Here is an 11,841-nt window from a genome sequence, read left to right as displayed (position 1 = left end):
TGGCCGCGTCCGGTCCTGTGCCGAGTTGGCGGCGGCCGGGAGAGGGCGCCGCCGCAGGCCCCTCGGCGGCCGCCTGCACCGTGCTGCGGCGCCGCGCTCAGGTCCGCGCGCCCGTGGAGCAGGTCCGTACGCGAACGCTCAGGCCTTGCCCTGCATGCTGCTCCGTGCCGGGTTGCCTTGCTGGGCCGCCTTCGGGTCCTTCTCAGCCGCCTTGGCGCGTACGCCCTGCGCGATGCGCTCGCCGATCGACTTGTCGATGTTGGACCAGTACTGGAAGGCGCGCTCCAGGACCGGCTCGGTCACCCCGTTCAGGAGGTGCCCCACGACGTTTTCCACCAGCCGGTCGCGGGCCGCGTCGTCCAGGACCTCGCGGACCATCGTGCCCGCCTGGCCCCAGTCGTCGTCCTCGGCGTGCGACACGTAGGCGCTGCGGGTGATCGCCCCGTCGGTCTCCCAGCTCGGCGGCCGGCCGTACCGCTCGGTGTCGGCCGCCGGACCGCCCTTGGAGTTCGGCGCGTAGACCGGGTCGGTCGTCTTCCGGAAGGCCATCGCGCCGTCCTTGGAGTACGTGTGCACGTCCACGACCGGGGCGTTGACCGGGAGCTGCTGGTAGTTCCCGCCGATGCGGTGGCGGTGCGCATCGGCGTACGAGAAGAGCCGGCCCAGCAGCATCCGGTCCGGGCTCGGGCCGATGCCGGGGACGAAGTTGTTCGGCTGGAACGCGGCCTGTTCGATTTCGGCGTGGTGGTCCGTGGGGTTGCGGTCCAGCGTCATCCGGCCGACCTGGATCAGCGGGTAGTCGCCGTGCGGCCACACCTTCGTCAGGTCGAACGGGTTGAACCGGTATCCCTCGGCGTCCTCGTAGGGCATCACCTGCACGTACAGGGTCCAGCTGGGGAACTCCCCGTCCCGGATGTGCTCGAAGAGGTCGCGCGTGTGGTAGTCGGTGTCGGCCGAGGCCATCTGGTCGGCCTCGTCCTGAGTGAAGCACTCGACGCCCTGGTCGGTCTTGAAGTGGTACTTCACCCAGAACCGCTCACCGGCGGCGTTGATCCACATGTACGTGTGCGAGGTGTACCCGTTCATGTGCCGCCAGGTACGCGGGATCCCGCGGTCGCCCATCAGCCAGGTCACCTGGTGGGCCGACTCGGGGGAGAGGGTCCAGAAGTCCCACTGCATGTCGTGGTCGCGGAGGTTGTTGTCGGCGCGGCGTTTCTGGGAGCGGATGAAGTGCTGGAACTTCATCGGGTCCTTGACGAAGAAGACCGGCGTGTTGTTGCCGACCATGTCGTAGTTGCCGTCGGTGGTGTAGAACTTCAGCGCGAATCCGCGCGGGTCGCGCCAGGTGTCCGGGCTCCCGCGCTCGCCCGCGACGGTCGAGAACCGGGCCAGCAGCTCGGTGCGTACGCCCGGCTGGAAGACGGCGGCCTTGGTGTACGCGCTGACGTCATGGGTCACCTCGAAGTGGCCGAAGGCGCCGCTGCCCTTGGCGTGCGGCTGCCGCTCGGGGATCCGCTCCCGGTTGAACTGGGCCATCTGCTCGATCAGGTAGGCGTCCTGGAGCAGGACCGGCCCGCCGGGACCCGCGGTGAGCGAGTGCTCGTCGCTCTCGACGGGTGCGCCCGAATCGGTGGTGGTGGCCGGTGGAACGTTGGTCATGGAGCCTTCCTCTCTCGAAGCAGGACGCCGATGCGGTTCAGGAGCGTCCCGGGTGGCAGCCTCGTGACCGTCCGATCCGCGAAGACCACCACCCGCAGCTCTACGCCTAGCCCCGTCCGGCCGATGACAAACGCATGTACGGGCAGTCACCTCGGCCGGCCTCCCGTCGGCGGACATCCGGGTGAAACGGCGCATGCGTGTACCTACAGCCCGGCTGTGCTGTGTCAGGGCATGCCACCGGTGGACCCGGAGCTCCTGGACCTGCTGGAGCGTGTGAACAGCGCAGTGACCGTGTAGGGGGCCTGCGGCGGTGTGCTGCCTGGACCCCCGGTGGACGACCTGCTCGTCCTCCAGGTCGACACGGACGACCACACCGCCTGGCCTGAGAACCGATGGGCGACCTACGGACCGTCGAGGGTTGGGGTCCGGCCCGAGCACGGGCCGGCTTCCGCGCACCCGATGGCCTCCTCGGCGTCGAAGGGGAAAGCCTCAAGAAGCGGCAGCATCCAGCGGAACGCCTCCACACCCGTCTCGGCGCGCAACGCGCTTGCGGGGCTGGTGGAGACCCGGGCCACGGCCAGTGGGGCGGCCTGTCCGGGCCGCGGGTGTTGGCCGAGGCGAATGCACGGCTCCCACCTGCGGTTTCCCCGTGACCTGCGCACCGCCGGCAAGCGGGTCGTGGTGTCGCTGCGAGTGCGCCGATTCCTCTGCGTCGAGGAGTCCGCCTGCGCGGGCGAAGTCCGCGACGCGAAGGTGCTGGTGGTGGACCTCGCTGCGCCCCTCGTCCAGTGGTTCGCGTCGGGAGCCATCAGCAGGGTATGACGACCACTCGCCAGCGCTTCGGGGGCCGGTCCGCCGTACCCCGGGAGGACGGCGAACCGGGCATTCCCCAGCAGTGAATCCACCCTCCGCCTCCTCCTCGACTGCGCCCGCGACGACCTCGCCGACGCCCCGACCATTCACCGCTCGCTCGCTCGCTCGTCTCCGGCGGCACGGAAGTCCTCCTGGAGAAACTCCGCCGAGCCCTGGCCGAGGTCCGAAAGAATGCCCTTGCCGAGGGCGACGAACTGTCCGCACGATGCCGTCGTTGCGCGTATTGAAGATGGAGACGTTCAACACGCGTCGTGGGTACTGTCACCGGTTCTCGTGTCCGGTCAGAGGCTGGATGCTTCCGTAGCCGACGCTGACGGTTTCGTATGCGCAGACGTAGTGGTACGGGCAGCGGTTTCCCGAGTTGGCATGAGCTGCCTGCGAAACGGGGATGGCGACCGCCGGCCCCGCTTCGGGGACCGGTCCGGCAGCAACGGCTCAATGCGGACCCACTGGGCGTCAGTCAACGACACATCGGACCAACGATCAGATGATCTGAAGGGGCGTCAGAAGGGCGGCCAGTCGGAACCCGGGGGTGGGGCGGGAGAGACCCGGTTGCCGTTCCGCATATGCAGAGGCCAGCGCTCGTCGATGAGCGCAACCGCCACCTTGCACGCCTCGCAAGCACTCGGCCACTCGGAAATCCACAGGTGCGCCGAGGCGGTGATGCCCTCATGGGCTGGCCCGCACAGCGTTGCACCGAGACCGTCGGCGGAGTACGCGTACGCCACGTCGTACACGTGGGCCACGTCCTCCGAAAGCTGCGGGGATTCCGCTCGCTCCCACGGTATGTAGCCGTACTGCGGCCGGGAGACCTCGCGCGGGTCGTATCCGAATTCGGTCCACGCATAGCACCAGGGGCAGAACCAGCGGTCCTTCACCGCCATGTCCCACATCGACGGTTCACCCACCGGCATTCGCCGCATCTCATGGCCACAGACATCACAGGTCACACCACATTCTGCCTGGCCGTTGGCGACTACAGGCGTCTGTCGTCCCATGCGTTGCCGGCGGATTCGGGCCGGCCGACAAGATCCAAAGGAGACGCAGTAGTGGTGGAGGGGGTCGGGTTCGCCGTGGAGGTGGGGGAGATGTACCGGGTCCCGGCGGGCGCTCGACACGTTGTCGGACCCGGTAGCCACGGCACTTTGGTGATTGTGGAGGAGCTCGGGGCGTGGACGCGTTCCACCTCGACCGGTGATCAATTGCTCAGCGCGCACCTGCCCTGGCTGTGTAGCGTCCTCCCGATGGACGACTACCCCACGCGTGTGCCTGACGGGCTCTCCCGGCGCGCTCAGTACTTCGCCTCGATACACGGTCTACGGCTCGAAAGCCTGGGGGCCGAACAGTACCGAGGTGACTGGTCGGAGCGCGGGATCCCTGAAGCGGTCGTCGATCGGGTGGTGGCGTTCGAGGAGCGGTGGGGTGGCGTGGTCCTGCCGCCGGCTCCGACGTACAACGGCGGTCCGGCGAGGTTCTGCCCCGACACGCCGGAGAGGGCGCCAGCGGGTGGATGGTGGTTCTGGGCGGGCGATCAGCGGGCGGCGGTCCCCTACTCCTTCATGATCGGGCCCCGTGGCGAGTTCGGCCTCGGCACATCGCGGTGGGTGCCCCTGCACGCGAGCGTCGACGGATGGGTCGAGTCGGTCGCGCTCACCCATCACGCGGCCATGTGGGCGAAGCAGATCACCAAGGTCGCCGGCGATGACGTCGACGCCCTTGAGCTCGGCTCCTACGAGCCGGTGCCGGAAGTGGAAGGGCTGGCTGATCAATGGTGGCGTGGCACGGACTCGCTGATCGCGGTCCACACCGGCCAGGCCGAGTTCTTCTCCCGACCTGACTATCGGACCGCCGTCATCTACTCCGGCCTCGACCACTGGGGCCTGCACGGCTGAGCGGACAGCGCCGGCGCGGAGCCGCACGGGTCGGCCGTCCGTACGGCGCCGCCACCCGGTCGGCTGCGCCGTACGGATGGACTCGGTCCGTACGGCGCCGGGTTCAGGGTCTCGTCGTGCGAAGCGTCCTACGTTCGCACTGCTCGACCACCCCTCCACGAAAGGCAGTACTCGTGCGATCGATCCGTTGCGCCCTGACCGCTCTCGCCGCTGGTGGCATCCTCCTGGCGGGTGCGTCCGCCGCCGCCGCCGACGACGCCTTCACCATCTACGCACCGGTCAGCAACACGTACTCCATCGTCTTCGGTGACCTGAGCCAGGTGGCTGGTGACGACGTCTTCAACGCCGGTCACGACAACACGGTCGGCTCCCACAACGGTGCGGCCCCGGCCGGCGACATCGGTATGGCGGCCATGCCCGGGACCCAGATCCTGAGCAACGAGGCCATGATGCAGCGTGCCGCCGGCCAGTGGGCCGGCAGCATCATCACCAAGTAGTACCCGCCGGCTCCCGATACCGGGGCAACTCGCGTACCTCGCGCACCTCGCGCGGTCGGACGGGAGACACGGCGTGTGGGCCGCCACCCGGCTGGGGTGGCGGCTCCTTGCCGTTCTCGTGGCGACCGCGACCGCGACCGCGACCGCGGCCGAGGGACAGGGGTTTCCCGAAGAAGTTCTGCAAAAATACTTTTGGAAAGCCCCGAGGGGCTCTAGCCTTCCCACATGGTCAGCGAAGAGCACAGACGCGTCCTTGATCCTGCGCGGGACGCCGCAGCCCTGAAGGCGCTCACGCACCCGTTGCGCATCCGCCTGCTCGGGTTGCTGCGGCAGGACGGCCCGGCCACCGCGAGTGAACTCGGTGTCAGGACGGGGGAGTCCTCCGCCTCTACGAGCTATCACCTGCGCGTCCTTGCGAAGTACGCGTTCGTCGTCGAGGCCGAGCACCGGGACGGCCGGGAGCGACGCTGGCAGGCGGTGCACTCCTTGACCGCCTGGAGCAACGAGTCGATGGAATCCTCGCCGGACAGCCGCGCCTTGCTCAGCCTGTCGCGCAGGGTCCAGATGGAGCACCTGGAGACTTCTCTCCTCCAGCACGAGGCCGACATGGCCGCCGGCCGGTTGGCACAGGAGTGGGTGGAGCCGTCCGGAATCAGCGACCTGATGCCCCGTCTGACGCCCGAATCGCTCACCGAGCTCTGGGAGGTGTTCGGCCGGAAGCTCGAAGAACTGACCGCCCGCGATGCGGCGGATCCTCGCGCGAGGCAGGTCGTACTCCTCATGGCCGGGCTGGCTCTCGCGCCGCGCGAACCCGGCGCCGAGCGGTATGTTCCGGGCCCGCCGACGCCGACGCCGCCGACGCCGCACCCGCACCCGGACGCCGAGGCCGAGGCCGAGGCAGGCATAAGCACAGGCACAGGCACAGGCACCGGCACCGGCACCGGGAACGCGTCATGAAGGGGCCGTTGGACATACCCACCGCACGCCGCCGCTACGTCACGGTGTGTGCGCTCTTCTGGCTGCCGCTCGGACTGAGTATCGCTCCTTTGATCCTGCTGCTCACCGAGCGTGGCATGACCACGGCGGCGATCGCGGGCCTGTTCGCCGCGCACTCGCTGACGGCCGCGGCACTGGAACTGCCCACCGGGGGACTGGCCGACGTGCTGGGGCGCCGCGTCGTCCTGGTCGCCGCCGGCCTGTTGAACCTGACCGCGCTGGCCCTCGTAGGCCTGGGCTCCGCTCCTTGGCTGCTCGGCCTGGGCATGGTCCTGATGGGTGCGGGCCGTGCCCTGTCCAGCGGGCCGGCCGAAGCCTGGTACGTCGACACCGTCCACGCGGACTCCGGCCCCGGCGCCGACCTGCGCACCGGCCTGGCCGCCGGCTCCTCCGCCACATCGGCCGTGCTCGCCGCGGGAACCCTGCTCGGCGGCGCCCTTCCCTGGCTGCTCGGACTCGGCCCCGACCTCGGCGCCCGGCTGAGCGAGGCCTCCTCGGGGCTGGTACTGCCCCTTTCCGTCCCGCTGTTGCTGGGCTCGGCGGTCGAGATCGCCTTCGTGCTGTACGTCTTGACGGCTCTGCCCGAGCCGCCCCGGGCGCCGGTTGCCCTGCGCGACGTACTACGCGGCATCCCGGCCACCGTCGTGGGCGGCCTGCGTCTGGGCGGTCGGGACACACTAGTCCGCCGGGTGTTCCTCAGCGCGGGCGCGGTCGGCAGCGCCTTGGTCACGATCGAACTGCTCATGCCGGGGCGCGCCGCGGCCGTGACAGGGGCGTCGGAGTCGGGGGCGGTGCTCTTCGCCGCGCTGGCCTGCGCCGGATTCATCTGCTCCGGTCTCGGCAGCCGGTTTGCTCCGCTGACCGGCCGGCTGGCCGGCAGTGGTGAGCGTGCGGTCATGGTGAGCCTCGGCGTCGGCGCGGGCGGCCTGCTCCTGCTCGGCGCCACCGCGGGCGCCACGGGAGCGGGAGCCCTGGTCCTCTCGGCCATCGGCTACGGACTGCTCTACCTCGGACTCGGCGTTGCGGGACCGAACGAGAACGACATCCTGCACCGCCGTGTCGCCAGTACGGGCCGGGCCACCGGGCTGTCCGTCCAGTCCCTCGTCATGCAGTTGGTGGGAGCACTCATCGGCCTGGTCGTCGGCGTCCTCCGGCCGGGCCCGGTGCCCTGGCTGCTGGGTGGCTGCGTACTGCTGGCGGGAGCCCTCCTGTGGCTCCGGCGCAGCGAGCCCGCATCGCCGTCTCCGGTGGCGAGGCCTCAGCCACCCGTGGCGTGTCCCTCCCCGGCATCGCAGGACGCCACCGCCAGGAGTTGACCGTGGCTCGGTGGGCGACGTCCGCCGAAGTGCTCCCGTGGTCCGGGCGAGGCGGTGTGGTCGGGGCATCGGCCCGGCGGCACACTGGAGCCCCAGGCCCCGCAGCGGCAGGAGTGACGTGCCCGTCCCGATCATCATCGACTGCGATCCCGGACATGACGACGCCCTCGCGATCATGCTGGCCGCCGCGGACCCGGCGGTGGACCTGCTCGCCATCACCACGGTCGCGGGCAACCAGACCCTCGACAAGACCACGCTCAACGCCCGCCGGGTCTGCACGGTCGCCGGGATCACGGATGTTCCCGTCGCGGCCGGTTGCGACCGTCCGCTCGTCCAGCCGCTCGATGTGGCCGCCGACGTGCACGGGGCCAGCGGACTTGACGGGCCGAGGTTCCCGGCCCCCACGGTGGACGTCGTTCCGGAGCACGCCGTGGACCTCATCCACCGACTGCTGGCCGAGCACCCCGAGCCGGTCACCCTCGTCCCCACCGCGCCGCTGACCAACATCGCCCTGCTGCTGACGCGGTACCCGCAGGACGCCGCCCGCATCCGCGAGATCGTCCTGATGGGAGGTTCGACGGAGCGGGGAAACCGCACCCCGGCCGCCGAGTTCAACATCCTCACCGATCCGGAGGCCGCCGACATCGTCTTCCGTTCGGGAGTGCCGGTCACCATGTGCGGGCTCAACGTCACGCACCAGGCATTGGCCACACCCGAGGTGGTGGCCCGCTTCGTGGCCCTGGGCACGCCCCTCGGGCAGACCTGCGCGGACCTGCTGACCTTCTTCGGATCCACCTACCGCGAGCTGTGGGGGTTCCCCAGCCCACCGCTGCACGACCCCGTGGCGGTGGCCCGGGTCATCGATCCCGGGCTGGTGCACTGCGTGGACGCCGAGGTGGTCGTGGAGTTGCACGGCCGGTACACGCGCGGCGCCACCGTGGTGGACCTGCACCGTTCCACGGGCCGCCCGGTCAACGCGCGCGTGGCCGTGACCCTGGAGACCGGCGCGTTCTGGGACCGCATGGTCGCCGCGGTCGCGGCTCTCGGTACGCGTACCCTCGGGCCGACGTCCCCCTGACGAGCGCGAGGCGCGCTGCCGGTCGGCGGCGGCGACGGCGGCACGGCTGCTGTACTGCACGGCGCCGGTGGCAAGCGCTCCGCCGGGTTCCGGTCCGCCCGCGGCAAGCGGGTCGACGCGGGCTGACCACCTGGAAGTCCTACTACGAGGCCACCCGGCAGTTCTCCCCGCTGCGGGAGGCGATGTCCTGGTTGGATACAGGGTCTGCTCGGGCCGGTTCTGTTCGGCCCAGCAGGAGCCGGCGGTGGGGCGGATGCCCAGCGGCCCGAACTCGCCGAATGCGAACGTGCGGTCAGGACACTCGTTGACCGCGTACTCGATCCGCTCCAGCTCGGCGTTGAATGCCGGGCCCGGGGATTCCTTCCAGGTCTTCGTCCGCCGGAAGGTGATCCCGCGGCGGGCCGGTAAGCACCGCAGGGCGTCCCGGCCGATCCGAACGGGCCGGGCCACGTCCCTGCGCAGGTGATCGACCAGTTCGCGGACCGACCAGCGGGTGAAGGGTTTACCCAACACGGCGGGCCGGGTGGTGGCCGTCCGGACGACGAAGTCCTCGTCGTCACTGCTCAGTAGGCGGGGACGGCCTCCCGCCCACTGAGGGTTGAGGCATGCGAGTTCGACCCGCCGCACGATCTGCTGGGGCTTCTGCCCTCCTGCTCCGCCGGTCTCCGGACCCTGACCGGTGGTGCCACCCCGCCTCCCCTGCTGGTTGGAAGCGACATCGCCTCCAACCAGCGCAACGAGCAACCCGGTGAACCTATGCGGTCAGAGCACTAGGGCGGGTTTTGAAAGTTGCTGGTGTGCTGGGTGGGCCGTCGGGAAAGGTCGCGGGCCGCCATCCAGATCGTGGGGGTGCGGGCTTGCGGTTGCCGCTGCGGCAGCTTCTACCGTCTTTGACAGGGCCGGAGAAACCGGTCCGGTGACGGGATCGTGAGGGAGAGGGCGATGGACTGGCCTATCGCGGAGGTCGCTCGGATGTCGGGCGTGACCGCCCGGACTTTGCGGCACTACGACGAGGTCGGCCTGCTGCGGCCCGCCCGGATCGGGGCCAACGGCCACCGCTACTACGGGGAGCATCAGCTGCTGCGGCTGCAGCAGATTCTCGTACTGCGGGCACTGGGTGTAGGGCTTCCCGAGGTCGGCCGGATCCTCGCCGAGCAGGTCGACGAGGTGGACGCCCTGCGCGGGCACCACCGGCGGCTGCTCGCCGAGCGGGACCGGCTCGACGCCCTGGCCGGCACCGTCTCCCGCACGATCGCCGAACTGGAACACTCCAGAAAGGACGGCAACCCCATGACCATCAACCGACCGGAGAACCTGTTCGAGGGCATCCAGCCCTCCCAGTACCAGGAGAGCCTGCACGACTTCCCCGAGCACGCCGAGGAAGTCGCCCGCACGGTCGCCGCGATGACCCCGCAGGACATCGAGGCCGGACAGCGCGAGCGCACGACACAGATGATCCTGCTGGCCGACCTGATGGCCGCCGGCCACCCGGCCGACGCCGTGCCCGTGCAGGCCCAGATCGACTCCCAGTACCAGGCCATGACCGAGCTGCGGCCCGTCTCCGCCGAGGAGTTCCGCGCCGTCGGACGCTCCTGCGTGGACAACAGCGCCTGGCGCGCTGCGTACGAGGCGATCGCACCGGGCCTGGCCGCATACCAGCGCGACGCCATCGAGGTTTATGCCACAACCCGGCTCAGCTGACTGCTTTCCGGGCTGTCCCGCGAGACCAGCCCGGAGAGCAGTTGGTTCGTCGCACCAACAGGCTCACCTCGCCCGGCCGTCTCTTTCGGACCTTGCCGGGCCCGCGACGCCCGGCACCGCTCCCGGCCACGTTGTCGGGGCGACCGAGTACGTCCGGTACGCGGGCGCCCCTCCGTCTTGCCGGGCAGGGCACCGGACGCCGCGGGCTCGGCCGCCACGATCCGAAAGAGACGGCCTAGGAGCTGTCCGGCCGATCATGTGACTGTCGAGTGGTCGGATCGTTGTCCCGTGTATGGGGCGGGGCGAACGCGGGGATCTGTCAGACGCGGAGTGGGAACGGCTGCGGCCGTTTCTACCGGTGAACAATGGACGGTGCGGGCGGTGGCGTGATCACCGGCAGGTGATCGATGGGATTCTGCACCGGGTGAGGACCGGGGTGCACTGGCGCGATCTACCGGAGCGGTTCGGACCGTGGACGACGGTCTACGAGCGCCATCGGCTTTGGTCTGCCGATGGCACCTGGGAACGGTTGCTGCAGCAGGTCCAGGCCGCAGCCGACGCAGCCGGTGAGATCGACCGGGACATATCGGTGGACTCCACCATCGTGCGTGCGCACCAGCACGCAGCCGGCGTCCGCACCGATCCGTCACCGGCCCTCGCCAGCTCAAAGGGGGACGAGGCACTGGAACACCAGGACGAATGTCCGTGGCAGAGACTCGCCGACCAACTGGTGGAGGTGGTGCGGGAGGCGAGGGCCTGGGCCGCTCACCCGGCGGCTTCACCAGCAAGATCCACCTGAGCGCGGACGGCTTCTGCCGCCCGCTGTCCCTGATCGTCACGCCCGGGCAGCGGGCCGACTGCACCCAGTTCGTGCCGGTGCTGGAGAAGATCCGGGTTCCCCGCCTCGGACTGGGCAGGCCGCGCAAGAAGCCCGCCAGCGTCGCGGCCGACGAGGCCTACAGCAAAGGTCCCTGCCGTCAGTACCTGCGACAGCGCGGCATCCGGCACACGATCCCGGAGTAAGCCGACAGCCAGGCCGCCCGTCTGCGCAAAGGATCACGAGGCGGACGGCCACCGGGCTTCGACGAGGAGCGGTACAGGAAGCGCAACACCGTCGAGCGGGCCATCAACGAGCTGAAGAATTCACGGGCCGTCGCGACCCGCTACGACAAGCGCGGCTACGTCTTCCTTGGAACGGTCACTGCGGCGGCCCTGGTCATCTGGCTGCGGTCATGAATCGACGTGCCGGCCTTCCGTCCCGGACATGATCGGCTCGGTGTCGAGCGGCCAGCGATGGCCGGCGTCATGCAACTTGCTCAACGCCAAGTGGTCATTGGCCACCAGCACCTGGGCCAGCCGGGCTGCCGCGGCGACTACAGCAGACCAGCCAGGCGAGTCCAGATATACCTCGTCCCGAGCCGCGGCGCCGACCGAATCCTGTACCGCGCCGTAGGCAGCACCGAGACGCGCAATCAGCTCGACTTCCTCCTCGCTGCGAAGGCTCTGCCCAAGCCAGGGCCGAGGATTGTTCGCATCGCAGAAGTCGTCGAAAAGCACGTGGACGGTGTAGTCGAGGTCCTCGAACTGATCCGGATCGAGCCACACCTCTCGCTGCCATGTCGGACTGGCCAATGCCACGACCGCAGGTACGACATGAAGGCGGTAGTGAGGCAGAGCAATGCCGTGATCGATCACGAGCCAAGGGTACGCATCCGATGATCGGCCGGACAGCCCCTAAAGGGTGTTGCAGAAGGTCGGGCCTGGGCGGGTCGAAGTGGCGTCTGGCCTGCTGTTTCACCGTGTCATGGCGAGGTTGTGCATGGTGGCGA

Annotated in this window: 10 protein-coding genes and 2 pseudogenes; 8 read left to right on the top strand and 4 right to left on the bottom strand. The window is 69.6% G+C overall.

Going from position 1 to position 11,841, the window contains the following annotated elements; translation table 11 throughout:
• Positions 1-138: 138 nt before the first annotated feature.
• Positions 139-1,659 (bottom strand): catalase, encoded by a 1,521-nt coding sequence (locus BCL76_RS25245; RefSeq protein ID WP_109781691.1) that lies wholly within the window; start codon positions 1,657-1,659, stop codon positions 139-141.
• Positions 1,660-2,118: 459 nt separating this feature from the next.
• Between BCL76_RS25245 and BCL76_RS40385 the strand changes: the two genes are divergently transcribed.
• Positions 2,119-2,481, top strand: coding sequence for a transposase family protein (locus BCL76_RS40385; RefSeq protein ID WP_309136867.1), 363 nt, complete (start codon positions 2,119-2,121; stop codon positions 2,479-2,481).
• Between the two features lie 554 nt (positions 2,482-3,035).
• Here the strand turns inward: BCL76_RS40385 and BCL76_RS25230 are convergent.
• Complete coding sequence (locus tag BCL76_RS25230; protein WP_181382724.1) at positions 3,036-3,482, bottom strand: hypothetical protein; 447 nt, start codon at positions 3,480-3,482, stop codon at positions 3,036-3,038.
• A gap of 294 nt (positions 3,483-3,776) precedes the next feature.
• Between BCL76_RS25230 and BCL76_RS25220 the strand changes: the two genes are divergently transcribed.
• The 5 genes from BCL76_RS25220 (at position 3,777) to BCL76_RS25200 (ending at position 8,311) form a co-directional block, all read left to right on the top strand.
• Positions 3,777-4,424 carry a hypothetical protein gene (locus BCL76_RS25220; protein ID WP_109781979.1) on the top strand — a complete coding sequence of 216 codons (648 nt, stop codon included), beginning with the start codon at positions 3,777-3,779 and terminating at the stop codon, positions 4,422-4,424.
• Positions 4,425-4,597: 173 nt separating this feature from the next.
• A complete protein-coding gene (locus tag BCL76_RS25215; RefSeq protein ID WP_109781687.1) occupies positions 4,598-4,921 on the top strand; it encodes a hypothetical protein in 324 nt (107 codons plus the stop codon).
• Positions 4,922-5,146: 225 nt separating this feature from the next.
• Positions 5,147-5,878 carry a helix-turn-helix domain-containing protein gene (locus BCL76_RS25210; RefSeq protein WP_109781686.1) on the top strand — a complete coding sequence of 244 codons (732 nt, stop codon included), beginning with the start codon at positions 5,147-5,149 and terminating at the stop codon, positions 5,876-5,878.
• Positions 5,875-7,233: an MFS transporter gene (locus BCL76_RS25205; RefSeq protein WP_109781685.1), complete on the top strand. Its 1,359-nt coding sequence runs from the start codon at positions 5,875-5,877 to the stop codon at positions 7,231-7,233. The genes BCL76_RS25210 and BCL76_RS25205 overlap by 4 nt, the downstream gene beginning before the upstream one ends.
• Before the next feature lie 118 nt (positions 7,234-7,351).
• Positions 7,352-8,311 carry a nucleoside hydrolase gene (locus BCL76_RS25200; RefSeq protein ID WP_109781684.1) on the top strand — a complete coding sequence of 320 codons (960 nt, stop codon included), beginning with the start codon at positions 7,352-7,354 and terminating at the stop codon, positions 8,309-8,311.
• 204 nt (positions 8,312-8,515) lie between these two features.
• Here BCL76_RS25200 and BCL76_RS39930 read toward each other — a convergent pair.
• A pseudogene (locus BCL76_RS39930) lies at positions 8,516-8,926 on the bottom strand (IS630 family transposase); the annotation flags it as partial.
• Between the two features lie 327 nt (positions 8,927-9,253).
• Between BCL76_RS39930 and BCL76_RS25190 the strand changes: the two are divergent.
• Both BCL76_RS25190 and BCL76_RS25185 read left to right on the top strand, forming a co-directional pair.
• Entirely contained in the window at positions 9,254-10,012 is a 759-nt protein-coding gene (locus BCL76_RS25190; protein ID WP_109781683.1) for a MerR family transcriptional regulator, read from the top strand.
• Positions 10,013-10,304: 292 nt separating this feature from the next.
• A pseudogene (locus BCL76_RS25185) lies at positions 10,305-11,248 on the top strand (IS5 family transposase).
• Here BCL76_RS25185 and BCL76_RS25180 read toward each other — a convergent pair.
• A complete protein-coding gene (locus BCL76_RS25180) occupies positions 11,243-11,707 on the bottom strand; it encodes an SCO4402 family protein (protein WP_258309885.1) in 465 nt (154 codons plus the stop codon). The pseudogene BCL76_RS25185 and the gene BCL76_RS25180 sit on opposite strands and share 6 nt — an antisense overlap.
• Positions 11,708-11,841: the final 134 nt, after the last annotated feature.

Source organism: Streptomyces sp. CG 926 (assembly GCF_003148825.1).
Lineage (GTDB): Bacteria > Actinomycetota > Actinomycetes > Streptomycetales > Streptomycetaceae > Streptomyces.
This window is presented reverse-complemented; position numbering and strand designations above follow the sequence as displayed.